The sequence below is a fragment of the Citrobacter sp. RHBSTW-00524 genome (genome assembly GCF_013747755.1).
Lineage (GTDB): Bacteria > Pseudomonadota > Gammaproteobacteria > Enterobacterales > Enterobacteriaceae > Citrobacter > Citrobacter braakii.
Window position 1 is genome coordinate 2327346 of record NZ_CP056421.1, and the last position, 25520, is coordinate 2352865.

General features: G+C 51.4%; 22 protein-coding genes, 2 tRNA genes and 2 other RNA genes. 14 read left to right on the forward strand and 12 right to left on the reverse strand.

The features are described 5' to 3' along the window. The first annotated feature begins 1 nt into the window (after position 1). Together sirB1 and kdsA are read left to right on the forward strand one after the other, a co-directional pair. Positions 2 to 811, forward strand: coding sequence for an invasion regulator SirB1 (sirB1, locus tag HV229_RS11210; RefSeq protein WP_003020775.1), 810 nt, complete (start codon positions 2 to 4; stop codon positions 809 to 811). A gap of 35 nt (positions 812 to 846) precedes the next feature. After that, positions 847 to 1701 (forward strand): 3-deoxy-8-phosphooctulonate synthase, encoded by an 855-nt coding sequence (gene kdsA / locus HV229_RS11215; protein WP_016156739.1) that lies wholly within the window; start codon positions 847 to 849, stop codon positions 1699 to 1701. A gap of 152 nt (positions 1702 to 1853) precedes the next feature. Here kdsA and chaA read toward each other — a convergent pair whose 3' ends face one another. After that, the gene (gene chaA / locus HV229_RS11220) at positions 1854 to 2954 is read right to left on the reverse strand and encodes a sodium-potassium/proton antiporter ChaA (protein ID WP_016153289.1); all 1101 of its coding nucleotides are present in this window, start codon (positions 2952 to 2954) and stop codon (positions 1854 to 1856) included. 275 nt (positions 2955 to 3229) lie between these two features. Between chaA and chaB the strand changes: the two genes are divergently transcribed. Together chaB and HV229_RS11230 are read left to right on the forward strand one after the other, a co-directional pair. Continuing rightward, on the forward strand, positions 3230 to 3460 hold the full coding sequence (chaB, locus tag HV229_RS11225) for a putative cation transport regulator ChaB (protein WP_016153288.1): 231 nt from the start codon (positions 3230 to 3232) through the stop codon (positions 3458 to 3460). Positions 3461 to 3656: 196 nt separating this feature from the next. Then, entirely contained in the window at positions 3657 to 4352 is a 696-nt protein-coding gene (locus HV229_RS11230; protein WP_080859807.1) for a gamma-glutamylcyclotransferase, read from the forward strand. A 54-nt stretch (positions 4353 to 4406) separates the two neighbouring features. On the opposite strand, the gene HV229_RS11235 is transcribed toward HV229_RS11230, so the two are convergent. After that, on the reverse strand, positions 4407 to 4652 hold the full coding sequence (locus HV229_RS11235; RefSeq protein ID WP_003833405.1) for a DUF1883 domain-containing protein: 246 nt from the start codon (positions 4650 to 4652) through the stop codon (positions 4407 to 4409). 262 nt (positions 4653 to 4914) lie between these two features. Further along, the gene (locus HV229_RS11240; RefSeq protein ID WP_016156736.1) at positions 4915 to 5268 is read right to left on the reverse strand and encodes a DsrE/DsrF/TusD sulfur relay family protein; all 354 of its coding nucleotides are present in this window, start codon (positions 5266 to 5268) and stop codon (positions 4915 to 4917) included. Between the two features lie 175 nt (positions 5269 to 5443). Here HV229_RS11240 and HV229_RS11245 point away from each other — a divergent pair, with 175 nt between their 5' ends. Then, positions 5444 to 6829: a YchO/YchP family invasin gene (locus HV229_RS11245; protein WP_181547582.1), complete on the forward strand. Its 1386-nt coding sequence runs from the start codon at positions 5444 to 5446 to the stop codon at positions 6827 to 6829. Between the two features lie 21 nt (positions 6830 to 6850). On the opposite strand, the gene narL is transcribed toward HV229_RS11245, so the two are convergent. Together narL and narX are read right to left on the reverse strand one after the other, a co-directional pair. Next, on the reverse strand, positions 6851 to 7501 hold the full coding sequence (narL, locus tag HV229_RS11250) for a two-component system response regulator NarL (protein WP_003020756.1): 651 nt from the start codon (positions 7499 to 7501) through the stop codon (positions 6851 to 6853). After that, positions 7494 to 9290, reverse strand: coding sequence for a nitrate/nitrite two-component system sensor histidine kinase NarX (gene narX / locus HV229_RS11255; RefSeq protein WP_181547584.1), 1797 nt, complete (start codon positions 9288 to 9290; stop codon positions 7494 to 7496). The genes narL and narX overlap by 8 nt, the downstream gene beginning before the upstream one ends. 340 nt (positions 9291 to 9630) lie before the next feature. Between narX and HV229_RS11260 the strand changes: the two genes are divergently transcribed. The 5 genes from HV229_RS11260 (at position 9631) to narI (ending at position 18081) form a co-directional block, all read left to right on the forward strand. Then, a complete protein-coding gene (locus tag HV229_RS11260; protein ID WP_016153284.1) occupies positions 9631 to 11022 on the forward strand; it encodes a NarK family nitrate/nitrite MFS transporter in 1392 nt (463 codons plus the stop codon). 396 nt (positions 11023 to 11418) lie between these two features. Continuing rightward, positions 11419 to 15162: a nitrate reductase subunit alpha gene (locus HV229_RS11265; RefSeq protein WP_181547586.1), complete on the forward strand. Its 3744-nt coding sequence runs from the start codon at positions 11419 to 11421 to the stop codon at positions 15160 to 15162. Beyond that, on the forward strand, positions 15159 to 16697 hold the full coding sequence (gene narH / locus HV229_RS11270) for a nitrate reductase subunit beta (RefSeq protein ID WP_003833388.1): 1539 nt from the start codon (positions 15159 to 15161) through the stop codon (positions 16695 to 16697). The genes HV229_RS11265 and narH overlap by 4 nt, the downstream gene beginning before the upstream one ends. Continuing rightward, the gene (gene narJ / locus HV229_RS11275; protein ID WP_016153282.1) at positions 16694 to 17404 is read left to right on the forward strand and encodes a nitrate reductase molybdenum cofactor assembly chaperone; all 711 of its coding nucleotides are present in this window, start codon (positions 16694 to 16696) and stop codon (positions 17402 to 17404) included. The genes narH and narJ overlap by 4 nt, the downstream gene beginning before the upstream one ends. Then, entirely contained in the window at positions 17404 to 18081 is a 678-nt protein-coding gene (gene narI / locus HV229_RS11280; protein ID WP_016153281.1) for a respiratory nitrate reductase subunit gamma, read from the forward strand. The genes narJ and narI overlap by 1 nt, the downstream gene beginning before the upstream one ends. Before the next feature lie 166 nt (positions 18082 to 18247). Here narI and HV229_RS11285 read toward each other — a convergent pair. The 6 genes from HV229_RS11285 to HV229_RS11310 all read right to left on the reverse strand — a co-directional run bounded on the left by HV229_RS11285 (position 18248) and on the right by HV229_RS11310 (position 20315). Further along, positions 18248 to 18379, reverse strand: a non-coding RNA gene (locus HV229_RS11285) — RtT sRNA. A 44-nt stretch (positions 18380 to 18423) separates the two neighbouring features. Beyond that, positions 18424 to 18555, reverse strand: a non-coding RNA gene (locus HV229_RS11290) — RtT sRNA. Between the two features lie 44 nt (positions 18556 to 18599). Beyond that, positions 18600 to 18684: transfer RNA gene (locus HV229_RS11295), tRNA-Tyr, on the reverse strand. A gap of 36 nt (positions 18685 to 18720) precedes the next feature. Next, positions 18721 to 18805, reverse strand: a tRNA-Tyr gene (locus tag HV229_RS11300). A 156-nt stretch (positions 18806 to 18961) separates the two neighbouring features. Beyond that, positions 18962 to 19804: a formyltetrahydrofolate deformylase gene (gene purU / locus HV229_RS11305; protein ID WP_016153278.1), complete on the reverse strand. Its 843-nt coding sequence runs from the start codon at positions 19802 to 19804 to the stop codon at positions 18962 to 18964. Positions 19805 to 19859: 55 nt separating this feature from the next. Continuing rightward, the gene (locus HV229_RS11310; RefSeq protein ID WP_029139563.1) at positions 19860 to 20315 is read right to left on the reverse strand and encodes a YchJ family protein; all 456 of its coding nucleotides are present in this window, start codon (positions 20313 to 20315) and stop codon (positions 19860 to 19862) included. A 111-nt stretch (positions 20316 to 20426) separates the two neighbouring features. On the opposite strand from HV229_RS11310, the gene rssA reads away from it, so the two are divergent. From rssA to galU, 3 genes are all read left to right on the forward strand, one after another. Then, on the forward strand, positions 20427 to 21338 hold the full coding sequence (gene rssA, locus HV229_RS11315; protein WP_016156731.1) for a patatin-like phospholipase RssA: 912 nt from the start codon (positions 20427 to 20429) through the stop codon (positions 21336 to 21338). Positions 21339 to 21428: 90 nt separating this feature from the next. After that, complete coding sequence (gene rssB, locus HV229_RS11320; protein WP_016153275.1) at positions 21429 to 22442, forward strand: two-component system response regulator RssB; 1014 nt, start codon at positions 21429 to 21431, stop codon at positions 22440 to 22442. Between the two features lie 204 nt (positions 22443 to 22646). Beyond that, positions 22647 to 23555 (forward strand): UTP--glucose-1-phosphate uridylyltransferase GalU, encoded by a 909-nt coding sequence (galU, locus tag HV229_RS11325; protein ID WP_016153274.1) that lies wholly within the window; start codon positions 22647 to 22649, stop codon positions 23553 to 23555. A gap of 138 nt (positions 23556 to 23693) precedes the next feature. Here galU and hns read toward each other — a convergent pair whose 3' ends face one another. Beyond that, on the reverse strand, positions 23694 to 24107 hold the full coding sequence (gene hns, locus HV229_RS11330) for a histone-like nucleoid-structuring protein H-NS (RefSeq protein ID WP_003020723.1): 414 nt from the start codon (positions 24105 to 24107) through the stop codon (positions 23694 to 23696). Between the two features lie 623 nt (positions 24108 to 24730). Here hns and tdk point away from each other — a divergent pair. Beyond that, on the forward strand, positions 24731 to 25348 hold the full coding sequence (tdk, locus tag HV229_RS11335; RefSeq protein WP_019076935.1) for a thymidine kinase: 618 nt from the start codon (positions 24731 to 24733) through the stop codon (positions 25346 to 25348). Positions 25349 to 25520: the final 172 nt, after the last annotated feature.

A 25520-nucleotide genomic window follows, 5' to 3' on the forward strand; every position in this document is an offset into this window, starting at 1 on the left:
CATGAGGTCGTTAGCTGATTTCGAATTTAATAAAGCGCCATTGTGTGATGGGATGATCCTGGCGTCGGAGTCTATCCGTCTGGATTTTCCAACACAAACTGTCTACGACGAACTGGAACGTCTGGTCAGTCTGGCGCAAGAAGAAATTAGCCAGCTCCTGTCTCAGGATGAGCAACTGGAAAAACTGCTGGCACTTTTTTACGGCGAATGGGGATTTACGGATACCCACGGCGTCTATCGTCTTTCTGATGCACTCTGGCTTGACCAGGTACTGAAAAATCGGCAGGGCAGCGCCGTGTCTCTGGGGGCGATCTTATTGTGGATTGCCAACAGACTGGAGCTGCCGCTGGTACCGGTGATTTTCCCGACGCAACTGATCCTTCGTATTGAGTCGCTCGATGGTGAAATGTGGCTAATCAATCCATTCAATGGCGAAACGTTAAATGAGCACACGCTGGAAGTGTGGTTGAAGGGGAACATCAGCCCGGTCGCGGAGCTGTTTAACGAAGACCTGGATGAGGCGGATAACGCGGAAGTGATCCGCAAACTGCTCGACACGCTGAAATCATCACTGATGGAAGAGCGGCAAATGGAGCTGGCGCTGCGTGCCAGTGAAGCACTATTGCAGTTTAATCCTGAAGATCCGTATGAAATTCGCGATCGTGGTTTAATATACGCGCAACTCGAGTGCGAACATGTTGCGCTGACAGATTTAAGTTATTTCGTTGAACAGTGTCCGGAAGACCCGATCAGCGAAATGATTCGTGCGCAAATTAATACTATTTCGCACAAACAAATTGTATTGCATTGATTAATCACACTTTACCTACCGTTTAAGGCGATCCTATGAAACAAAAAGTGGTTAGCATTGGCGACATCAACGTGGCAAATGACCTGCCGTTCGTGCTGTTTGGCGGAATGAACGTGCTGGAATCCCGCGATCTGGCGATGCGCATTTGTGAGCACTACGTAACCGTTACTCAAAAGCTGGGTATCCCTTACGTGTTTAAAGCCTCCTTTGATAAAGCCAACCGTTCTTCCATCCACTCTTACCGTGGACCGGGCCTTGAAGAAGGGATGAAAATCTTCCAGGAACTGAAACAGACTTTTGGCGTAAAAGTGATCACCGACGTTCACGAAGCCAGCCAGGCACAGCCTGTTGCTGATGTGGTGGATGTGATTCAGCTTCCGGCATTCCTTGCTCGTCAGACCGATCTGGTGGAAGCAATGGCGAAAACCGGTGCCGTTATCAACGTGAAGAAACCGCAGTTCATCAGCCCGGCTCAGATGGGCAACATCGTGGATAAATTCCATGAAGGCGGCAACGATAAGGTTATTCTGTGCGACCGTGGTGCGAACTTTGGTTATGACAACCTGGTTGTGGACATGCTGGGCTTCAGCGTGATGAAGAAAGTCTCCGGCAACTCACCGGTGATTTTTGACGTTACCCATGCGCTGCAGTGCCGCGATCCGTTTGGCGCAGCAAGCGGCGGTCGTCGTGCGCAGGTTACCGAACTGGCGCGTGCCGGTATGGCGGTTGGTCTGGCAGGTCTGTTTATTGAAGCGCATCCGGATCCAGCCAATGCGAAATGCGATGGTCCATCCGCGCTGCCACTGGCGAAGCTGGAACAGTTCCTGACGCAGATTAAAGCGATTGATGACCTGGTGAAAAGCTTCGACGAGCTGGATACCGAGAACTAAGAGATTGTGACAGGCCGGAATTTCCCTCCGGCCTGCTATTTGAAAAGGGTATAAAGGTCGCCGTCAGGCACCAGACGCGCCATCGATTGTGTTATATCGGCAGAAAAGAAAACGGCCCTGAAGAGGACCGTGGGGTACGTCTAAAATAATACTCAGGCAAATATTGTCATCAGATAAGCGATAAACAGTGCCAGATGCGCTGCACCGTTAAGCACATTGGTGCGTCCGGTGGAGAAAGAGATCTGACACAGAACCAGTGATGAAACCATCACAATCATCTCTGGCGCACCCAGCGCAAACATCAAATCATTCCCGGTTGCCCATGCAATCAGCGTCACCACCGGTACGGTCAGCGAAATTGTGGCTAACACCGAACCGAAGAATAAATTCATTGCCCGCTGTACCTGATTGCTCAGAACCGCTTTCAGTGCGCCCAGTCCTTCAGGCGAGAGGATCAGTAACGCGACCAGGAAACCCGTAAATGCGACTGGCGCATTCAGTTCAGTCAGCAAGGTCTCAAGCGGGCTGGCGTTCATCTTGGTCACGGCGATAACAGCGATCAGATGAATGATAAGCCAGGCGGCGTGCCACAGATTGCTGTGCGCTGACGGCTTACCGTGATGCGGGTCATCGTCGTCACCCTCGTCTTCATGCTCGTAAATGAACAGACTTTGGTGCGTTTTAGTTTGAATCAGCAAAAATACGCCGTACATCGCCGCAGAAATTAACGCCACCAACAGCGCCTGCGCGGTAGTGAAATTTGCCCCCGGCAACGCCATCGGGAATACCAGTACAATAATGGCCAGTGGGAACAGGGCGATTAAATACTGCTTAATACCAAATAGGTTCATATACTGAGTGGCAAATTTACGGCCACCTAATAGTAATGAAAAACCGACCAGACCCCCGGTTACGATCATAATGATTGAATACAGCGTATCGCGCATGAGCGTAGGTGCGGCATCGCCGGTTGCCATTAATGCGGAGATTAAGCTGACTTCAAGAATAACAACGGACAAACTGAGGATCAGCGACCCGTAGGGTTCGCCAAGTCGATGGGCTAATACGTCCGCATGACGGACAACGCTGAATGCGCTGCTTAATATACCAATAAGGGCCAGCGCATTAATACCGATGACCACTGGTAGTGACTGACTGCTCCCCCAGAAGAACAGTACTACCAGCGCCAAAATCGGGAAGACGAGAGAGGTCTCCTTGTGGCGGGTTTTTACCGCCTCATGTGCTTGTGTCATTGCATTAATTCTCCATCTCTGCAGGTATTTATAATTATAAAAAGTATTAAAGAATGTAAAAAATAACAGAAAACGTGGTTTTGTAGGTGACATTTTACGAAATTTTACTACATCACCTGTTTTCCCTCTCAAAGCGGCCAAAAACCAATTTCTTGTTTATAGACTGTTTAATTAACAGAGGGTTAGGTAAAGAAAATTTCTAAAAATGTCCATTATTGGCGTCTCGCCGCATTGTTAACCACACTTAAGGTTTAGCCTAAAAAGAGGAGTTCACAATGCCCTATAAATCTAAAAGCGATCTGCCTGACAGCGTGCAGCACGTTCTGCCAGCCCATGCTCAGGACATTTATAAAGAAGCTTTCAACAGCGCCTGGGAACAGTATAAAGACAAATCTGACCGACGTGACGATGCCACCCGAGAAGAGACTGCACATAAGGTGGCGTGGGCCGCGGTTAAAAATGATTACCAAAAAGGTGATGATGGTAAATGGCATAAAAAGACGTAACAGTATCAATTATAATGCCTTTATAAACTCGCTTGCATCAGGCGTTAGCGAATCGTGCTACGCCGCGCGGTTACTGGCTTGCAAGCGAGCGGTGAATTGCCTATTGTCCAGCTATTGGTTTCAAAATGAGCAGTAAAAAAGCCCGGAAGGCGTCAAAAAAGTTGTCGCAGGGAAGCAGCAGTGGCGGAGGTGTAAGGTGTTAACGCGTGATTTTTTATTGAATGCCGACTGTAAGACGGCATTTGGTGCTATTGAAGAATCACTACTCTGGTCAGCGGAACAACGTGCAGCCTCACTGGCCGCCACGCTCGCTTGTCGACCAGATGATGGACCTGTGTGGATCTTCGGTTATGGATCGTTGATGTGGAACCCGGCCTTAGAGTTTGAAGAGTCCTGTACCGGCACATTAGTCGGCTGGCACCGTGCATTTTGTCTGCGCCTGACGGCGGGGCGAGGAACGGCGTGTCAGCCAGGCCGCATGCTGGCCCTGAAAGAGGGCGGACGTACCACCGGTGTGGCCTACCGCTTGCCGGACGCGTCGCTGGAACAAGAGCTTTCTCTGTTGTGGAAGCGAGAAATGATCACCGGATGCTATCTGCCGACCTGGTGCCAGCTGGCGCTTGATGACGGCCGTACGGTGAACGCGCTGGTGTTTATTATGGATCCGCGCCATCCGTTGTTTGAGTCAGACACGCGCGCGCAGGTGATCGCGCCGCTTATTGCCGCGGCCAGAGGACCTTTAGGCACTAATGCCCAGTATCTGTTCTCGCTGGAACAAGAGCTGGTCAAGCTGGGGATGCAGGATGATTGTCTTAATGATCTGGTGATCACGGTCAAACGATTGTTGGGAGAGAACCTGCCGGAAGGCGTTATGCGGCCAGGGTTTGCCTGAACCCGGCGTGGAATTGTATGCCCGAAAGCCAGGTGCTTTTCGGGCATGTCACGCTTAGGCTGCAATATAACTTATCGAATGCTCAAGCGACTGACTGTGGCTGTCGATCAGCACGTTCCAGACGCCGGTATAGGGCACGGTCAACCATGCGTTATCACGATCCTGCACGCTTAAGATGTCGGACTGCGTGTCTTTGACGTGATTTTTTTCGCTCATCAGATGGATGTGACAGCGCTCGGAACAGCGCACAACCACCGTATCGCCACCAAATAACTTTAAACTTGCCTTCACTAATGCCATTTTTCACCCCGTTCTTGAAAACAACGTACTTTCTGTCGAAAGTGCTGCGTGATGTTGTTCACATTTCACTCATTGCATAACACCAAAGGGGGAGCAACAGGATGCTGATTTTGATCAAAAAATGGCATAACGATTAAACAAAAGTGACAAAACACCTCAAAAGGGTTGAACGGGCGTGCTAACGTTCAACGAAACCGCGCCCATCAAATATTAAATCCGGAAATTATCGACACTTTCAGTGCGCTTGCCTGAAAACGGTATATCAGAAGGTCAACACTTTATCTGCAGCCAGCGTCCATTGAGCCAGTTCTACCAGCGTGCCGACGGCCACTCCGTCAATTAACGGCAGCGCCGTGATCCCACGACCATCGGTGCAGGTTTTGCACAGTTTTACCGGAACATTTTGCGCAGTCAGGATCTCCAGCATTTGCTGAATATTGTAGCCCTCCGCGGGTTTCTGACCACGTAATCCTGCGGTTACGGCATCAGACATTAAAAACAGACGCAGGTCGAGACCGGCTTCCTGTTCGCGTAGGGCGATAGCCAGACGCAGGCTGTTAAATAACGATTCGCTTCCATAAGCCGCTCCGTTCGCGACGATCACTATCTTTTGCATTTTTACTCCTGTTACTGCATGTGAGCGTTAATAACCGACACGTATGTTACACCTATTTCTCAATGCCAGGATAATGCCGAAAAAAGGGGGAGGGGCTGAAAATCAACGCTGAAAACGTTATGGTTTAAGATAAGTATGCCACTGTGGCTAATTGATGTAAGAAACCACTAACGATTTGAGCCGTATTATCTGTTCTTCTCTTGCTGTATTCGCACTCTTGCCGCTGGCAGGCGGTACTGCTAACGCGCAGTCGTCCTTTGTGCACCAGGCTGAAAACCCTTTCGATAACAATAGTGATGGCTTGCCCGATCTTGGTATGGCCCCGGAGTCGCGGGCAGGCGAAAAGCATTTTGCCGAAATGGTCAAAGCGTTTGGTGAAGCCAGCATGACTGATAACGGGCTTGATACCGGTGAACAGGCGAAGCAGTTCGCGTTTGGCCAGGTGCGAGATACGGTCAGCGAACAGGTGAATCAGCAACTGGAATCCTGGCTCTCTCCCTGGGGAAACGCCAGCATCGGGTTGCAAGTTGATAACGAAGGCAGTTTTACCGGGAGTCGGGGAAGCTGGTTTGTGCCGTGGCAGGACAATCAACGTTATCTTACCTGGAGCCAGCTAGGAGTGACGCAACAGGAAGACGGCTTAGTCAGTAATGCGGGGATTGGGCAACGTTGGGTACGCGACGGTTGGTTACTGGGTTACAACACCTTTTATGACAACTTACTGGATGAAAATCTGCCCCGCGGAGGCCTCGGCGCGGAGGCGTGGGGCGAATATTTGCGCTTATCCGCTAACTATTATCAACCGTTGTCTTCCTGGCAGGAGCGTTTTGCAACCCAGCAACAACGGATGGCCCGCGGCTACGATCTGACCGCGCAAATGCGGATGCCGTTCTATCAACACCTCAATACCAGCGTCAGCGTGGAACAGTATTTTGGCGACCGGGTGGATCTATTTAATTCGGGAACCGGGTATCACAATCCGGTGGCGGTGAACCTCGGGCTGAGCTATACACCGGTGCCGCTGATCACGGTGACAGCGCAGCATAAGCAGGGGGAAAGCGGCATCAGCCAGAATAACCTCGGCTTAACCCTTAGTTACCGTTTTGGCGTGCCGTTAAAAAAACAGTTGATGGTCAGTGAGGTGGCGAACAGCCGTTCACTGCGCGGCAGTCGTTATGACGATCCGCAGCGTAACAATTTGCCGACGCTGGAGTATCGCCAGCGTAAAACGCTGTCGGTATTTTTGGCCACGCCGCCCTGGGATCTCAAACCGGGAGAGACGGTGGCGTTGAAGCTGCAGGTGCGTAGTTTGCATGGGATCCGCCACCTGACGTGGCAGGGCGATACTCAGGCGTTGAGCTTAACGGCTGGCAGCAATAACCGAAGCGCGCAGGGCTGGACGATTATTATGCCGAAGTGGGACAGCAGAGAAGGTGCGACGAACCGCTGGCGGTTGTCTGTGGTGGTAGAAGATGAGCAGGGCCAGCGTGTCTCTTCCAATGAGATCACGCTATCACTGACCGAACCGTTTACTACCGTTTCGGAAAATGATCCTCGTTAACAATGACGCATGCGCGCGTTATCAGAAAATACGTTCCTGGTGCACCCATACCGCGGCTTCAACACGTGATTTGAGCTTCATTTTCTTCAGCATATGCTTCACGTGAACTTTTACCGTGCTTTCGGTGATGTCCAGGCGGCGGGCGATCATCTTGTTAGGCAGGCCCTGGGCGATGAGCTTAAGAATATCGCGTTCGCGCGGCGTCAGTTGGGTAACATCACGGTCGGACGTTGCGCGATTGGCGCGTAGGCTGGCGGCCAGAACCGGCGTTAAGGCTTCGCTCAGCACCATTTCACCGGCAGCCGCTTGCTGCAATGCTTTCAGCAAATCTTCCGGCTCCATATCTTTCAGCAGATAACCGTCGGCACCGCGCTTCAGTGCAGTAACCACGTCTTCTTCATGATTGGATACGCTAAACACGACGATACGGCCTGACAGTGATTTCTCACGCAGCTTGTCGAGTGTTTCCAGACCGTTCATGCCGGGCATGTTGAGATCAAGAAGGATCAGATCGGGATCAAGGGATTCTGCCAGCTCGATACCCTGCTCACCATTGCTGGCTTCGCCGACAACGGTGATATCGGGCGCCATGCTGACAAGCTGTTTTACACCGGTTCGCAGCATCGGATGATCGTCGATCAACAGGATGGTTGCCGGTTCCAGATTACTCATGGGTATCTCCTTGGACTTCTGTGAAGTTTGTTTCGGGAATAAAAGTGACAGCAACTTCAGTACCGCCTGTCTCGCGACGGCGTACACGGCAATCGCCGCGCAAGCTTTGCGCACGGTCGCGCATGATTATCATGCCGTAGTGGTTACTGCGTTCGGCGTTTTCCGGTACGCCGCAGCCGTTATCTTGCACTGTAAGTTTGACCTGCTTACCATTTTGCACCACCGTCACGACTACTTCATCGGCCTGAGAGTGTTTGAGGGCGTTGCTCAGGGCTTCGCGCGCAATTTGTAGCAGGTGAATCGCCTGATGCGAAGGGACCAGACGCGGTGGCAGCTGATAATCCAGCTTAACCGTAAAACCAAAACGCGCGCTGTATTCCTGACAGCTGGCTTCCAGCGCCGGTCTTAATCCAGGTTCCGTCAGCTGTAAACGGAATGTCGTTAACAGCTCGCGCAGTTGCGCCCAGGAGGCGTTCAACTCGTTACGAATCTGACTGAGCAGCTCGCGGCAGTTATCTGAAAGCGCATCGCCCTGCATCTGCAAACAGCTCACCTGCATCTTCATACAGGAGAGCGATTGTGCAATAGAATCATGAAGTTCGCGCGCAATGGTGGCACGCTCTTCCATCACGATCAACTGCTGCTGACGCTCCTGATGCCTGTCGAGTGCAAGCGTTGCGGTCAGTTGCTCAACCAGGGTATCAACCAGTTGCTGCTGATCGTGGCTGAGATGGCGTCCGTACGGCAAAGTCGCGAGCAGGATACCATACTGGGTATGGGCGTCGGTTAGCCGCCATTTCAGTGTGATACCGCCGTCAATGGCGGGTAGCGTACCGCGCGGACACAAATGGCAGCCTTTCTCATCACAGCTAACATTGGACTGGCAGGTAAATTCCTGATGATTATCTTCATCTTCCAGATCATAGACCCGCAGTTCAATATCATGCAGCAGGGTCAAATTTTGCAGGCCGTTCAGTACCGGAGAGAGGCGTTCGCACAACGGCACCTGAGAGTGCAGGCGGCGGTTGGCTTGCCACAGGAAAGAGAGGATCTGATTTTTGTGCTCCAGACCCGCCGTTTTCTCCTGTACCCGCTGTTCCAGCACCGCGTAACTTTCGGCCAGTTCTTCCGACATATTATTCAGCGCCGAGCCCAGCGCTGCCATCTCATTACGCCCACTGATATGTGCGCGTTGGGTAAAATCACGTTGACTGACGGCTCGCGCCATCGCCAGCAGTTGTTTCCACGGCTGTAACAGGCGCACGCGTAGCCAGATAATGGTGAAGACCAGCAGCAACGCCATAAATACGGCCATCAGGCGATGCAGCAAGACGACGCGTTCAATGCGTAATTCGGTTGTATGGTCAAAGGCGGTGACCAGCTTATCCAGTCCGCCCACAAAGCGCCTGACATCCTGCGCTACCGTATCAGGCGTTTGCGCATGCGCAAGCCCCGGTGCCAGTTTGGTGTGCCAGTAATCCTGTAAGGCTTTTAACTGCGCCTGTTGTCCGTCACGCTGCGCGGCACGCGTCAATTCCGGGCTAAACGCCGTTTGCTCCATTTCATCCAGTAGTGGTTGATCGTTGGCGTCCAGCGGTATGGCCGCCAGCAGGCGATAGCTTTGCATGCGCAGCGATCCCGCTTTGTTGATTGCATGCGCGCTACCCTGAACGCCCTGAACCAGCCAGCCAGAGACTGCCATACCCGCCACGCCGATGGCAGTAGACAATAAAACAATCAGCGCCACCTGGTTGACCAGCGTAAGCGGGGAAAGACAACGTTTAAACATGGTGACTTGTTCCTTCGGGTTTTCGTAAAACCGAAAACCTTATTGAATGACGATTCTGCTGCAGGCAGTGGCGTTATTCTCGGCGATACACTGGAGTATACCCATACCTCAAACGGGCTACCCCTTAATTGCCGCCAGAGGGAGAGATCCTAAACGAGGGGGAGTAGGGGACGACAGAAGCGTGAAAAACCACATCTTTTTTACCGAAGTTATGTACTCATTTAGGATGATGATAAATTTCAGTCATCAATAATGACACCTTTTCCTTTGATTTATATCAACTTACCTCCAGCTGTAAACCCTAATGTGGCAGGCATCGAAACAAGTATCAGAGGTGTCTATGAGTCACTCATCTGCCCCGGAAAGGGCATCTGGAGCTGTAATTACCGAATGGCGGCCGGAAGATCCCGCCTTCTGGCAGCAGCGTGGTCATCGAATCGCCAGCCGTAACCTGTGGATTTCCGTCCCTTGCTTGCTGCTGGCGTTTTGCGTGTGGATGTTATTTAGCGCCGTGGCGGTGAACTTACCGAAAGTCGGATTTGATTTCACCACTGAACAACTGTTCATGCTGACGGCATTACCTTCGGTGTCCGGCGCGCTGCTGCGTGTACCGTACTCCTTTATGGTCCCCCTGTTTGGTGGACGTCGCTGGACGGCGTTCAGCACCGGTATCCTGATCATTCCTTGCGTATGGTTAGGTTTTGCGGTGCAGGATACCTCCACGCCATTTAGTACCTTTATCATTATCTCCCTGTTGTGCGGTTTTGCCGGTGCGAACTTTGCCTCCAGCATGGCAAACATCAGCTTCTTCTTTCCAAAACAGAAGCAGGGCGGCGCGCTGGGTCTGAACGGTGGTCTGGGTAACATGGGCGTCAGCGTGATGCAGTTGGTCGCTCCGCTGGTGGTTTCACTGTCAATCTTTGCCGCATTTGGCAGCCAGGGTGTTGAACAACCGGATGGTACGCAGCTGTATCTGGCAAACGCTGCATGGATTTGGGTCCCGTTCCTGGCTGTTTTAACGCTGGCCGCATGGTTTGGTATGAATGAACTGGCAACCTCAAAAGCTTCGCTGAAAGAGCAATTGCCGGTGCTGAAACGCGGGCACCTGTGGATTATGAGCCTGCTGTATCTGGCAACCTTCGGTTCATTTATCGGTTTCTCTGCCGGTTTCGCGATGCTGTCAAAAACGCAGTTTCCTGAGGTACAGATCCTGCATTACGCCTTCTTTGGACCGTTGATTGGCGCTTTGGCTCGTTCAGCAGGCGGCGCAATCTCTGACCGACTGGGGGGGACCCGTGTAACGCTGGTGAACTTCGTGCTGATGGCTATTTTCAGTGCCTTACTGTTCCTGACGCTGCCATCAAACGGTGTCGGTGGCAACTTCATCGCCTTCTTTGCGGTGTTCCTGGCGCTGTTCCTGACGGCTGGTCTGGGGAGTGGTTCAACCTTCCAGATGATTTCCGTTATCTTTCGCAAGCTGACGATGGACAGAGTGAAAGCTGAAGGCGGTTCAGAAGAGAAAGCGATGCGCGAGGCGGCGACCGACACCGCGGCAGCGCTGGGCTTTATCTCAGCTATTGGTGCGATCGGCGGCTTCTTTATCCCGAAAGCATTCGGTACGTCCCTGGCATTAACTGGCTCTCCGGTCGATGCGATGAAAGTATTTCTGATCTTCTATGTCGCCTGTGTGGTTATCACCTGGGCGGTGTACGGACGTCATTCTAAAAAGTAAAAAAGTAGTAACTGTTGATTATCCATTGCGCGGTGTTAGACCGCGCTTTTTTTTGCTCACAATTAGTTACAACATACTTTTATATTATGACGCGACAACAGCCTGTTAGAACGGCGCTCGTAATATGCTAAACAGGGGGGATACCCCTTAATACCCACTTATAAAGAATTTAACATTTGTATGATAAGTGAGTTTAAAAAAAATCAATAAAATTCAATATGTTGATTGATTTATCGATATCCCACTAAGGGGGTATGTCAAAATCGGCCCTCAATTTTCATCCCTGCCTGCCTTGATCGTTATCAATTCTCACGCCCTTTCAGAGCGTTACCTTCGCTCTCAATCAAGCAATGTCGATTTATCAGAGAGCCGTCAGGCTCCTACAGGAGAAAACCGATGAGTAAATTCCTGGACCGGTTTCGCTACTTCAAGCAGAAGGGCGAAACCTTTGCCGATGGGCATGGCCAGCTTCTCAATACCAACAGGGACTGGGAGGATGGATACCGCCAGCGTTGGCAGCATGACAAAATCGTGCGTTCAACCCACGGTGTAAACTGCACCGGCTCATGCAGCTGGAAAATCTATGTGAAAAATGGTCTGGTGACCTGGGAAACCCAGCAAACTGACTACCCACGCACTCGTCCAGATATGCCCAACCACGAGCCTCGCGGCTGCCCGCGTGGTGCAAGCTATTCATGGTATCTCTACAGTGCTAACCGTCTGAAATACCCGCTGATGCGCAAACGTCTGATGAAGATGTGGCGTGAAGCAAAAAGACTGCACAGCGATCCGGTAGATGCATGGGCATCCATTATCGAAGACGCCGATAAAGCAAAAAGCTTCAAACAAGCGCGTGGTCGTGGTGGATTCGTTCGTTCTTCCTGGCAGGAAGTGAATGAGCTGATTGCCGCATCTAACGTTTACACCATCAAAACCTATGGTCCTGACCGCGTCGCAGGCTTCTCGCCGATCCCGGCGATGTCGATGGTTTCTTATGCGTCCGGCGCACGTTATATGTCGCTGATTGGCGGGACCTGCCTGAGCTTCTATGACTGGTACTGTGACCTGCCGCCAGCTTCCCCGCAAACCTGGGGCGAGCAGACCGACGTACCGGAATCTGCCGACTGGTATAACTCCAGCTACATTCTGGCATGGGGCTCTAACGTACCGCAGACCCGTACTCCGGATGCGCACTTCTTTACTGAAGTTCGTTACAAAGGCACCAAAACAGTAGCAATTACCCCGGACTACGCAGAAATCGCCAAACTGTGCGACCTGTGGCTGGCTCCGAAGCAGGGAACCGATGCGGCGATGGCAATGGCGATGGGTCATGTCATGCTGCGCGAGTTCCACCTCGATAACCCGAGCCAATATTTCACCGACTACGTTCGTCGTTATACCGACATGCCAATGCTGGTGATGCTCGAAGAGCGCGACGGCTACTATGCTGCTGGTCGTATGCTGCGTGCTGCGGATCTGGTTGACTCTCTGGGCCAGGAAAATAACCCGGAATGGAAAACTGTCGCTATCAACAGCAACGGCGAAATGGTTGCGCCAAACGGTTCAATTGGTTTCCGTTGGGGCGAAAAAGGCAAATGGAATCTTGAGCAGCGCGATGGCACGTCCGGTGATGAAACCGAACTGCAGCTCAGCCTGCTGGGTAGCCAGGATGATATCGCTGAAGTGGGCTTCCCATACTTTGGTGGCGAAGGCACCGAGCACTTCAGTAAAGTCGAACTGGAAAACATTCTGCTGCATAAATTGCCCGTTAAACGCCTGCAACTGGCCGATGGCTCTACGGCGCTGGTGACCACCGTTTACGATCTGACTATGGCCAACTACGGCCTGGAACGTGGTCTGAACGATGAAAACTGCGCGACCAGTTACGATGACGTGAAAGCGTACACGCCAGCGTGGGCAGAAAAAATTACAGGCGTATCACGTTCTCAGATTGTACGCATCGCCCGTGAATTTGCGGATAACGCAGATAAAACGCACGGTCGTTCGATGATTATCGTCGGCGCCGGTTTGAACCACTGGTACCACCTCGATATGAACTATCGTGGCCTGATCAATATGCTGGTGTTCTGTGGCTGTATCGGCCAGAGCGGCGGCGGCTGGGCCCACTACGTAGGGCAGGAAAAACTGCGTCCGCAAACCGGCTGGCAGCCGCTGGCGTTTGCTCTTGACTGGCAGCGTCCGCCTCGTCATATGAACAGTACCTCCTACTTCTATAACCACTCCAGCCAATGGCGCTATGAGACGGTGACTGCGCAGGAACTGCTGTCCCCAATGGCAGACAAATCCCGCTATAGCGGTCATTTGATTGACTTTAACGTTCGCGCTGAACGTATGGGCTGGTTACCGTCGGCGCCGCAGTTAGGGACTAACCCGCTGTATATCGCGAAAGAAGCGCAGAAAGCAGGTATGACGCCGGTGGACTACACCGTTAAATCCCTGAAAGAAGGCTCTATTCGTTTTGCAGCAGAGCAGCCGGAAAACGGTAGAAACCATCCGCGTAACCTGTTTATCTGGCGTTCAAACCTGCTCGGTTCTTCCGGTAAAGGCCACGAGTACATGCTCAAGTATCTGCTGGGTACTGAACATGGTATTCAGGGCAAAGATCTCGGCCAGCAGAGCGGCGTGAAGCCAGAAGAAGTGGAATGGCAGGATAACGGACTGGACGGCAAACTGGATCTGGTCGTTACGCTGGACTTCCGCCTGTCGAGTACCTGTCTGTATTCCGATATCGTGCTGCCGACCGCTACCTGGTATGAAAAAGACGACATGAATACCTCGGATATGCATCCGTTTATTCATCCTCTGTCTGCGGCCGTTGACCCGGCCTGGGAATCGAAGAGCGACTGGGAAATCTATAAAGCCATCGCCAAGAAATTCTCTGAAGTTTGTGTGGGCCACCTCGGTAAAGAAACCGACGTCGTTACGCTGCCGATTCAGCACGACTCCGCCGCTGAACTGGCGCAGCCGCTGGACGTGAAGGACTGGAAAAAAGGGGAATGCGACCTGATTCCAGGTGTTACGGCACCGCACATCATGACCGTTGAGCGTGATTATCCGGCAACGTACGAGCGTTTCACCTCCATCGGTCCGCTGATGGAAAAAATCGGTAACGGCGGTAAAGGGATTGCCTGGAACACCCAGAGCGAAATGGATCTGCTGCGTAAGCTCAACTACACCAAGGCTGACGGTCCGGCGAAAGGCCAACCGATGCTGGATACCGCAATTGATGCTGCTGAGATGATTCTGACGCTGGCTCCGGAAACTAACGGTCAGGTTGCCGTTAAAGCCTGGGCGGCGCTGAGTGAATTTACCGGTCGTGACCATACGCATCTGGCGCTGAATAAAGAAGACGAAAAAATTCGTTTCCGCGACATCCAGGCGCAGCCGCGCAAAATTATCTCCAGTCCGACCTGGTCAGGTCTGGAAGATGAACATGTGTCTTATAACGCCGGTTATACCAACGTTCATGAGCTGATCCCATGGCGTACGCTGTCTGGTCGCCAGCAGTTGTATCAGGATCACCAGTGGATGCGTGACTTCGGTGAGAGCCTGCTGGTGTATCGTCCGCCAATCGACACCCGTTCGGTGAAAGCGGTGATCGGCGAGAAGTCTAACGGTAACCCGGAAAAAGCGCTCAACTTCCTGACGCCGCACCAGAAATGGGGTATCCACTCCACCTACAGCGACAACCTGCTGATGCTGACGCTGTCTCGCGGTGGTCCGATTGTGTGGATGAGTGAAGTTGATGCGAAGGATCTTGGTATCGAAGATAACGACTGGATCGAAGTCTTCAACAGCAACGGGGCGCTGACGGCGCGTGCAGTTGTCAGCCAGCGTGTGCCGGCCGGGATGACCATGATGTACCACGCGCAGGAACGTATTGTTAACCTGCCGGGTTCTGAAATCACCCAGCAGCGCGGCGGGATCCACAACTCGGTAACCCGTATTACGCCGAAACCAACTCACATGATCGGTGGTTATGCGCAACTGGCATACGGCTTTAACTACTACGGTACCGTCGGTTCAAACCGCGATGAGTTCGTAGTTGTACGTAAGATGAAGAACATTAACTGGTTGGATGGCGAAGGCAATGACCAGGTACAGGAGAGCGTAAAATGAAAATTCGTTCACAAGTCGGCATGGTGCTGAATCTCGATAAGTGCATCGGCTGCCACACCTGTTCAGTGACCTGCAAAAACGTCTGGACCAGCCGTGAAGGTATGGAGTACGCCTGGTTCAATAACGTCGAAAGTAAGCCTGGCGTTGGCTTCCCGAACGACTGGGAAAACCAGGAAAAATGGAAGGGCGGTTGGATCCGTAAAATCAATGGCAAGCTGCAGCCGCGCATGGGTAACAAAGCACTGCTGCTGGGTAAAATCTTTGCTAACCCGCATCTGCCGGGCATGGATGATTACTATGAGCCGTTTGATTTTGACTACCAAACGTTGCACAACGCCCCAGCAGACAGTAAGGCGCAGCCGATTGCCCGTCCGCGTTCGCTGATCACCGGTCAGCGGATGGATAAAATCACCAGCGGTCCGAACTGGGAAGAAATTCTGGGGGGCGAGTTCGAAAAACGCGCCAAAGACCAGAACTTCGAAAACATGCAGAAGGCGATGTACGGTCAGTTCGAAAATACCTTCATGATGTATCTGCCGCGTTTGTGTGAGCATTGCCTTAACCCGGCGTGCGTGGCGACCTGCCCAAGTGGCGCTATCTACAAGCGTGAAGAAGATGGCATCGTGCTGATCGACCAGGACAAATGCCGCGGCTGGCGTATGTGTATCACTGGCTGCCCGTATAAGAAGATCTACTTCAACTGGAAGAGCGGGAAATCTGAGAAGTGCATTTTCTGCTACCCGCGTATCGAAGCCGGTCAGCCGACCGTTTGTTCCGAAACCTGCGTAGGCCGTATTCGTTACCTCGGCGTACTGCTGTATGACGCAGATGCGATTGAAAGTGCGGCAAGCACGGAGCACGAGAAAGATCTGTATCAGCGTCAACTGGACGTGTTCCTCGATCCAAACGATCCGGCTGTTATTGAACAAGCGCTGAAAGATGGTATTCCGTTGAGCGTCATTGATGCTGCACAGCAGTCGCCGGTTTACAAAATGGCGATGGACTGGAAGCTGGCGCTGCCGCTGCATCCGGAATACCGCACGCTACCGATGGTCTGGTACGTGCCGCCTTTGTCACCGATCCAGTCTGCCGCCGATGCGGGCGAGCTGGGCAGCAACGGTATTCTGCCGGACGTTGACAGTCTGCGTATCCCGGTTCAGTACCTGGCGAACCTGCTGACCGCAGGCGACACTCAGCCGGTACTGTTGGCGCTGAAACGTATGCTGGCGATGCGTCACTACAAACGTGCGGAAACCGTTGACGGTAAAGTTGATACCCGTGCGCTGGAAGAGGTGGGCTTAAGCGAAGCGCAGGCACAGGAAATGTATCGTTATCTGGCGATTGCTAACTACGAAGATCGTTTCGTGGTACCGAGCAGCCATCGTGAACTGGCGCGTGACGCGTTCCCGGAGAAAAGCGGTTGTGGCTTTACCTTCGGTGACGGTTGCCACGGTTCTGATACTAAATTCAATCTGTTCAACAGCCGCCGCATCGACGCTGTCGATGTGACCAGCAAAACGGAGCCGCACCAATGATTGAACTTGTCATTGTTTCGCGTCTGCTCGAGTACCCGGATGCTGCCTTGTGGCAGCATCAGCAGGAACTTTTCGATGCACTCGCGTCATCTGAGAACCTGGATAAAGAGGATGCCCAGACTCTGGGCATTTTCCTGCGCGATCTCACCGCGCAGGACATGCTGGATGTGCAGGCAAGCTATAGTGAACTGTTTGACCGTGGCCGCGCCACCTCGTTGTTGCTGTTTGAACATGTACACGGCGAGTCCCGCGATCGTGGTCAGGCTATGGTTGACCTGATGGCGCAGTATGAACAGCACGGTCTGCAGCTCGACAGCCGCGAACTTCCCGATCATCTGCCGCTGTATCTGGAATACCTTGCGCAGTTGCCGAAAAGCGAAGCATTAGGGGGGTTACAGGATATCGCGCCGATTCTGGCGCTGCTCAGCGCTCGCTTGCAACAGCGTGAAAGCCGTTATGCGGTGCTGTTCGATCTGCTGTTAAAACTGGCGAATACCGTTATCGACAGCGATAAAGTGGCTGAAAAAATTGCAGATGAAGCGCGTGACGATACCCCACAAGCGCTGGATGCGGTCTGGGAAGAAGAGCAGGTGAAATTCTTCGCCGATCAGGGGTGCGGTGAGTCGGAAATTTCCGCTCACCAGCGTCGTTTTGCCGGGGCCGTTGCGCCGCAGTATCTGAATATCACCACCGGAGGACAGCAATAATGCACTTCCTGAATACGTTCTTCTTTGACATCTATCCGTACATCGCGGGTTCTGTCTTTCTGATTGGCAGTTGGCTGCGTTATGACTATGGGCAGTATACCTGGCGCGCGGCTTCCAGTCAGATGCTGGATCGCAAAGGGATGAACCTGGCGTCAAACCTGTTCCACATCGGGATCCTGGGGATTTTTGCCGGGCACTTCCTTGGCATGCTGACACCACACTGGATGTATGAAGCGTGGCTGCCGCTTGAAGTGAAACAAAAGATGGCGATGTTCGCGGGTGGTGCCAGTGGTGTGATGTGTTTGATTGGCGGCGTCCTGCTGCTGAAACGCCGCCTGTTCAGCCCACGTGTGCGGGCGACCACTACCGGAGCGGACATTCTGATCCTCTCCCTGCTGGTGATCCAGTGCGCGCTGGGCCTGCTGACCATTCCGTTCTCCGCCCAGCATATGGACGGCAGCGAGATGATGAAGCTGGTGAACTGGGCGCAGACAGTGGTGACCTTCCAGGGGGGGGCGTCTCAATATCTGGATGGTGTCGCGTTCATTTTCCGTATGCACCTGGTGCTGGGTATGACGCTGTTCCTGTTGTTCCCGTTCTCGCGTCTGGTGCACATCTGGAGCGTTCCGGTCGAATATCTGACGCGCAAATACCAGATTGTTCGTGCGCGTCATTAATCGGTTATCTGTGTAAGACAAAACCCCGCTCCGGCGGGGTTTTTTTACGACTAATTGCCGGATAAGCATAGCGCATCAGGCAAATTGCCGACCCGAATTGAGGCTTGATCGAGGGCAAGGTATGGGGCATTACAGAGGGATTGGATGCTGGTGCGTTATGAGGTGATGGTGGTGGGGGAAGGATTACTCAGCGCGGTGCGCTTCGCCCTTCGGGTCGTTGCCTGCGGCAACGCTTTCTCGCTAACGCTCGTATCGAACCTTAGTCGAAGCTTCTCATCCTTCCCGTCTGGGCAGAATATGAGACATAACAGATGGATTGGATGCTGGTGCGTTATGAAGTGATGGTGGTGGGGGAAGGATTACTCAGCGCGGTGCGCTTCGCCCTTCGGGTCGTTGCCTGCGGCAACGCTTTCTCGCTAACGCTCGAATCGAACCTTAGTCGAAGCTTCTCATCCTTCCCGTCTGGGCAGAATATGAGGCATAACAGATGGATTTGATACAGGTGCTTTATGAAGTGATGGTGGTGGGGGAAGGATTCGAACCTTCGAAGTCGATGACGGCAGATTTACAGTCTGCTCCCTTTGGCCGCTCGGGAACCCCACCAGGGGTATACTAATTTTATGAATCAATCGGAATGAATGGTGGTGGGGGAAGGATTCGAACCTTCGAAGTCGATGACGGCAGATTTACAGTCTGCTCCCTTTGGCCGCTCGGGAACCCCACCACGGGGTAATGCTAGTTACTGGCCTGCTTCCGTTGGAAGCGGGGCGCATCATATCAAATGATGCGCCCCTGTAAAGTATTCCGTTGATAAAAAAGAACTGGTTGCCTGATTTTTACGCGTAAAGATGTAAAGGTAACCAATTCAATTATCAATCGATTACAGAATAATCGTTCGGTTACCGTAAACAAAGACGCGTTGAGCCAGAACCTGATACAGCGCGCGGCTTAATACATTTTTCTCAACGTCGCGACCCGCACGCATCATGTCTTCCGCGGTGTAGGTGTGATCCACATGAATTACGTCCTGCATAATGATTGGGCCTTCATCGAGGTTATCATTCACGTAGTGGGCTGTCGCACCGATGATCTTCACGCCGCGCTCATAAGCCTGATGGTAAGGGCGAGCGCCAATAAACGCTGGCAGGAATGAATGGTGAATATTGATAATCTTATTCGGGAAGCGTGAAACAAATGTTGGTGTCAGAACGCGCATGTATTTTGCCAGCACGACATAGTCAGGTTGGTGCGCGTCGATAGCGTCGGCCATTTTCAGGTCATGTTCGTCACGCGTTAAACCTTCGTGGCTGACCAGCTCAAACGGGATATCAAACCGTTCAACCAAAGGTCGCAGCGTCTCGTGGTTGCCGATCACAGCGGCGATTTCAACATCCAGCCCGCCATAATTGGCCTTCATTAACAGATCACCCAGACAATGTGCTTCTTTGGTGACCAAAATGACGATACGGCGGCGTCCTGCTGGCGTTAATTCTCGAATGGAGCCATCTGGAAGGGCACTATCCAGATCGGCAAGCAGCGTGACGTCGTTAAAAATACCCTCCAGTTCGGTACGCATAAAAAAGCGCCCGGTACGGTGGTCCACGAACTCATTGTTCTGCACGATGTTCAGTTCATGCTTGTAACAGATATTCGTAATGCGCGCGATCAGACCTTTTTGGTCCGGGCAAATAGTACGCAGCACTTTTCGTTGTAATGAATGCATTTGCAGCGGTGATCCTGTTGAGAATGTTTGCAAAATTGATACTGTCGGGCGTTGATTAGCCGCAGCACTTTTTAAATTTTTTACCGGAGCCACAAGGGCAGGTATCGTTTCGTCCAATTTGAGGGCGTGTACCGTCTATATAGTACCACTGACCGTTTTCTTTTAAAAAACGAGAGCGCTCGATAATTGCACCTGTTTTACCTTGTTCAGAAAATCGCGCAACAAAGCTGACATAGCCGATATTTTCTGTGTCTGCCGTTTGTTGTTCAAAAACGGTCAGCCCGAGCCATTCGGTGTGGCTAAATCCTGCGATAATGTCGTCGCGAAACTCGGCTGCATGACAGTCCGGATGCCAGGTCTTGATAAGGTAATCTGCGTCTTTCATCACAAAAGCACAGTAACGAGAACGCATGAGATGTGACGGCGTAGGTGCTACTTGCGCGCCGGACACATAACGGTAGCAACATAGGCTATACTCGACAGCGCTACCACAGGGACAAAGCTGAGACACAAAGTACTCCCTGGAATAAAAAAACGGCGTAAAAACGCCAAGGTAGCACTATGTTAACTGAGCGGTAGCGATGTTGCTACGTCTGCAAGCCAGGGGAAGTTTGTACGTACAATGAGAAAAATAAAAATTGGGCTGGCGCTAGGTTCCGGCGCGGCGCGAGGTTGGTCGCATATTGGCGTTATTAAGGCCCTAAAGCATATGGGCATTGATGTTGATATTGTGGCAGGGTGTTCCATTGGTTCGCTGGTTGGTGCAGCCTACGCATGCAATAAGTTACCTGCTCTCGAACAATGGGTTTGTTCTTTCAGCTATTGGGATGTCTTACGTCTGATGGATCTCTCGTGGCGCAGGGGCGGATTACTGCGTGGTGAACGGGTATTCAATCAGTACCGTAATGTCATGCCGGTAGAAGCAATTGAGCAATGCACTCGCCGTTTCGCAACTGTGGCTACTAATCTGAGTACGGGTCGGGAGCTCTGGTTCACGGAAGGTGATTTGCACCTGGCTGTTCGGGCCTCCTGCAGTATTCCTGGTCTGATGTCCCCTGTAGCGCATAATGGTTACTGGCTGGTCGATGGCGCGGTGGTGAATCCCGTTCCTGTATCCTTAACTCGCGCGCTGGGCGCTGACATCGTTATTGCCGTCGATCTGCAACACGATGCGCATCTTATGCAGCAAGATTTACTCTCCTTTAACGTCAGCAGTGATGCCGAAACGGGTGATGATGTCGACGCGCTTTCATGGCGTGCCCGACTGAAAGAGCGCTTGAGCAACATAACGGCCAGGCGTGCGGTAACCGCGCCGACGGCGATGGAGATCATGACGACTTCTATTCAGGTTCTGGAAAACCGTCTGAAACGTAACCGCATGGCCGGTGACCCGCCAGACATCCTGATTCAGCCGTTTTGTCCGCAAATATCCACGCTGGATTTTCACCGCGCCAGCGCAGCAATTGCTGCTGGACAACTGGCGGTCGAGAAGAAAATGGATGAACTTCTACCCCTGGTGAAAACCAACATCTAACGCATTTTTTATCAACACTTAAGCAAATTCTGACAGGCGTGAGTAGCAATAGCATGCCACTATTTACTAAAGCCAGTCAGGGGGGAGAATATGACGCAGCCATTGGTCGGAAAACAGATTCTTATCGTTGAGGATGAGCCGGTATTTCGCTCACTCATGGACTCATGGTTTTCCTCTTTGGGAGCGACAACGGCGGTAGCTGGCGATGGACTTGAAGCACTTGAATTACTCGGGCACTTTAACCCCGACCTGATTATCTGCGACCTGGCTATGCCACGAATGAACGGCCTTAAGCTAGTAGAGTATCTGCGTAATCGTGGCGATCAGACCCCAATCCTGGTGATATCAGCGACGGAAAACATGTCTGATATAGCCAAAGCACTGCGATTGGGTGTGGATGATGTGCTGCTAAAGCCGGTAAAGGACCTGAACCGCCTGCGCGAAACCGTCTTTGCGTGTCTGTATCCGAATATGTTTAATTCACGCGTGGAAGAAGAAGAGCGGCTGTTTCGCGACTGGGATGCGATGGTTGGTGATCCCGCCGCTGCAGCGAAGCTGTTGCAAGAATTACAGCCTCCTGTGTCGCAAGTTATTTCACGATGTCGGATCAACTATCGTCAATTGGTGGCTGCCGATCAGCCGGGGCTGGTACTGGATATTGCACCGCTATCGGACCATGACCTTGCGTTTTATTGTCTGGATGTGACGCGGGCAGGGGATAATGGCGTTCTGGCAGCATTGTTACTGCGGGCGCTATTTAACGGTTTGCTGCAGGAACAGCTCGCGCATCAAAATCAACGATTGCCGGAGCTCGGTGCGTTATTGAAACAGGTTAACCATTTATTGCGCCAGGCTAATTTGCCCGGACAATTCCCTTTGCTGGTGGGTTATTACCACAGCGGATTAAAAAACCTGATTCTGGTATCAGCAGGGCTGAATGCGACATTAAATACAGGTTCCCACAATGTACAAATCAGCAATGGCGTTCCGTTGGGAACCTTAGGGAATGCGTATCTTAATCAACTGAGCCAACGTTGCGAATCCTGGCAATGCCAAATTTGGGGGGCCGGTGGTCGGCTGCGCCTGATGTTGTCTGCAGAATGAACAACCGAGTGGAGTGAGAATGAAATTGACTCACTCCACTCATGCTGTGAGTGCTACTATCAGCGCCAGATTTATTCGTATTTATCTTAATTATACCGACGCGCGTCCTTTTCAGACCAGAAGCTTGTCGCGGTACTGATATACTTGGATGCGATACAGATTGATGAACACGTTCAATACATGAACAGTCCAGGAGAGTTTTAAATGGCTGCCCTTAATTCAAAAGTCAAAAAGGCCGTTATCCCGGTTGCGGGATTAGGAACCAGGATGTTACCGGCTACGAAAGCAATCCCGAAAGAGATGCTACCGTTGGTTGATAAGCCATTAATTCAGTACGTCGTAAACGAATGTATTGCTGCGGGCATCACTGAAATTGTACTTGTAACTCACTCGTCTAAAAATTCGATTGAAAACCACTTCGATACCAGCTTTGAACTTGAAGCTATGCTGGAAAAACGTGTAAAACGCCAGCTTCTGGAAGAAGTGCAATCTATTTGTCCGCCACATGTCACTATTATGCAGGTGCGTCAGGGACTGGCCAAAGGTCTGGGCCACGCGGTATTGTGCGCGCACCCGGTGGTTGGCGATGAGCCCGTTGCGGTTATCTTGCCGGACGTCATTCTTGACGAATACGAATCTGATTTATCACGCGACAACCTTGCCGAAATGATTCATCGTTTCGATGAAACAGGCAGCAGCCAGATTATGGTTGAGCCGGTAGAAGATGTTACCGCTTATGGTGTTGTTGATTGTAAAGGTGTTGAATTAGCGCCGGGCGAAAGCGTACCGATGGTTGGCGTTGTTGAAAAGCCGAAAGCGAATGTGGCGCCATCTAATCTGGCCGTCGTGGGGCGTTACGTCCTTAGCGCGGATATCTGGCCTCTGCTGGCAAAAACGCCTCCGGGAGCCGGTGACGAAATTCAGCTGACTGATGCTATCGATATGCTGATTGAAAAAGAAACGGTTGAAGCTTATCACATGAAGGGCAAAAGCCATGACTGTGGTAATAAGCTTGGCTATATGCAGGCGTTCGTTGAATATGGTATTCGCCATAATACTCTCGGCGCTGAATTTAAAGCCTGGCTGGAAGATGAGATGGGTATTAAGAAGTAACCAGCTGGTATTCTCAGGTCTGAACGGTGCTGTTAATCCAGCACCGTTTTTTTATACCTGAACTGGGTAGGGACTGTGCGAAGTACAGGTAAAAAAAAATCCCGCCACTGGCGGGATTTTAAGCAAACTATTTCTGAATTATTCTTTGATTAAGAAATCGTCCAGTTGTTTACCTTGTTCTTCCATCGCTTTTTTGATCACTGCCGGTGTACGACCCTGACCAGTCCAGGTTTTAGTTTCACCGTTTTCGTCAACATAGCTATATTTAGCCGGACGTGCAGCGCGTTTAGCTTTGGTGCCAGATTTAACAGCAGCCATGCTATTCAGCAGTTCGTTCGGGTCAATGCCGTCAGCGATCAGCATTTCACGATATTGTTGCAGTTTACGAGTACGTTCTTCAACTTCAGCAGCTGCAGCGCTTTCTTCTTCACGGCGCTCGCTAACAACAACTTCTAATTTTTCCAGCATTTCTTCAAGCGTTTCCAGAGTACATTCTCTTGCCTGCGCACGAAGAGTACGGATGTTGTTCAGAATTTTAAGTGCTTCGCTCATTGTAGTAATCTCAAACTTATATTGGGGGTGGTTTGTTGAGCTAATAATAGAGCGATAAATTCAGTTGTGCAATAGCCAGGAATGTAAGGAATTCAAAATTGCGCTTTATTTAGTATCAGAATTAATTCATCTGTCTTAAATTCTCCGCGACGTTGGGCATAAAAAAGGCTTATTGGTGAGGGGGCTTCTCAGCGGCTGAGAGTAAAAATTCAAGATTCAGGTCACATTTTATGGTGTGCAAATAGTATCTCTTTGCAGTGATTTCAACCTTTTGTATTAGTTTTGCTTACATGAATTCGCTAATACATGACGACAGTGGGTAGATTCAATAACAATAAGGGAAGGGGTTCTTTATTGCCGTAAGAAGATAAGAGGTATGGATAAATTTCATGAGCACTATTTGTGAAAGAGTGTGTATATATCCGTCCAGTTTCAGGCTGCCTGGGCCATGGCTGGAGTGTACTCACGCTCCCATGTCACTTAGAGGATCGGTTATTTAGGCGACACTGAGCGAGTCTGTACGCCTATTTATACGCCTATGCCGGCAACGCTACACCGACACGTTCGTGAAATATGGTACAATCCTGCCCATATTTATTTCCCCGGGTGAGGGCCTACGGTCAATGGCACAGCTATATTTTTACTATTCTGCAATGAATGCCGGTAAGTCGACTGCATTGCTGCAATCTTCGTACAATTATCAGGAACGTGGGATGCGTGCCGTGGTATATACAGCGGAAATTGATGACCGCTTTGGTGCTGGAAAAGTAAGTTCACGTATAGGTCTGTCGTCACCTGCAAAATTGTTTAACCAAAATTCATCATTGTTCGAAGAGATTCGGGCTGAGAATGAGCAGCAAAGAATTCACTGTGTACTGGTTGATGAGTCGCAGTTTCTGACTCGACAGCAGGTTTATGAATTATCTGAAGTTGTCGATCAGCTGGACATTCCCGTGTTGTGCTACGGCTTGCGTACCGATTTTCGTGGTGAGTTATTTGGCGGCAGCGAATACCTGTTGGCATGGTCAGATAAACTGGTTGAATTAAAAACCATTTGTTTCTGTGGGCGTAAGGCCAGCATGGTGTTGCGTCTTGATCAGGCAGGACGACCTTATAACGAGGGCGAACAGGTGGTGATTGGCGGGAACGAACGCTATGTATCGGTATGCCGTAAGCATTATAAGCAAGCACAGTCTGAGGGCTCTTTGACGGCGATACAAGAACGACACAACCACGATTAACTCTACGCGCTTCTGGGCGCTTATTAGCACAGGGTAGGCTGCGACATTCGCTAATGTTCGCTACCCTGTCAGACACTCGCCTGACGCTATTCTCGCATCCTCCTAAGCATCCTTTTACAGGTCCATCCTTTACACGTCGCTGAATTGGTCATGTATCGATTCTGATAACGTA

Bases quoted from the DNA above. Each gene is read 5' to 3' on its own strand.
- kdsA (WP_016156739.1), top strand. From the start codon at position 847: ATGAAACAAAAAGTGGTTAGCATTGGCGACATCAACGTGGCAAATGAC.
- narL (WP_003020756.1), bottom strand. From the start codon at position 7,501: ATGAGTAATCTGGAACCGGCAACCATCCTGTTGATCGACGATCATCCG.
- HV229_RS11235 (WP_003833405.1), bottom strand. From the start codon at position 4,652: ATGGCATTAGTGAAGGCAAGTTTAAAGTTATTTGGTGGCGATACGGTG.
- chaA (WP_016153289.1), bottom strand. From the start codon at position 2,954: ATGACACAAGCACATGAGGCGGTAAAAACCCGCCACAAGGAGACCTCT.
- narJ (WP_016153282.1), top strand. From the start codon at position 16,694: ATGATTGAACTTGTCATTGTTTCGCGTCTGCTCGAGTACCCGGATGCT.
- galU (WP_016153274.1), top strand. From the start codon at position 22,647: ATGGCTGCCCTTAATTCAAAAGTCAAAAAGGCCGTTATCCCGGTTGCG.
- narX (WP_181547584.1), bottom strand. From the start codon at position 9,290: ATGTTTAAACGTTGTCTTTCCCCGCTTACGCTGGTCAACCAGGTGGCG.
- narH (WP_003833388.1), top strand. From the start codon at position 15,159: ATGAAAATTCGTTCACAAGTCGGCATGGTGCTGAATCTCGATAAGTGC.
- HV229_RS11240 (WP_016156736.1), bottom strand. From the start codon at position 5,268: ATGCAAAAGATAGTGATCGTCGCGAACGGAGCGGCTTATGGAAGCGAA.
- HV229_RS11265 (WP_181547586.1), top strand. From the start codon at position 11,419: ATGAGTAAATTCCTGGACCGGTTTCGCTACTTCAAGCAGAAGGGCGAA.
- rssA (WP_016156731.1), top strand. From the start codon at position 20,427: ATGAGAAAAATAAAAATTGGGCTGGCGCTAGGTTCCGGCGCGGCGCGA.
- purU (WP_016153278.1), bottom strand. From the start codon at position 19,804: ATGCATTCATTACAACGAAAAGTGCTGCGTACTATTTGCCCGGACCAA.
- rssB (WP_016153275.1), top strand. From the start codon at position 21,429: ATGACGCAGCCATTGGTCGGAAAACAGATTCTTATCGTTGAGGATGAG.
- sirB1 (WP_003020775.1), top strand. From the start codon at position 2: ATGAGGTCGTTAGCTGATTTCGAATTTAATAAAGCGCCATTGTGTGAT.
- tdk (WP_019076935.1), top strand. From the start codon at position 24,731: ATGGCACAGCTATATTTTTACTATTCTGCAATGAATGCCGGTAAGTCG.
- narI (WP_016153281.1), top strand. From the start codon at position 17,404: ATGCACTTCCTGAATACGTTCTTCTTTGACATCTATCCGTACATCGCG.
- chaB (WP_016153288.1), top strand. From the start codon at position 3,230: ATGCCCTATAAATCTAAAAGCGATCTGCCTGACAGCGTGCAGCACGTT.
- HV229_RS11260 (WP_016153284.1), top strand. From the start codon at position 9,631: ATGAGTCACTCATCTGCCCCGGAAAGGGCATCTGGAGCTGTAATTACC.
- hns (WP_003020723.1), bottom strand. From the start codon at position 24,107: ATGAGCGAAGCACTTAAAATTCTGAACAACATCCGTACTCTTCGTGCG.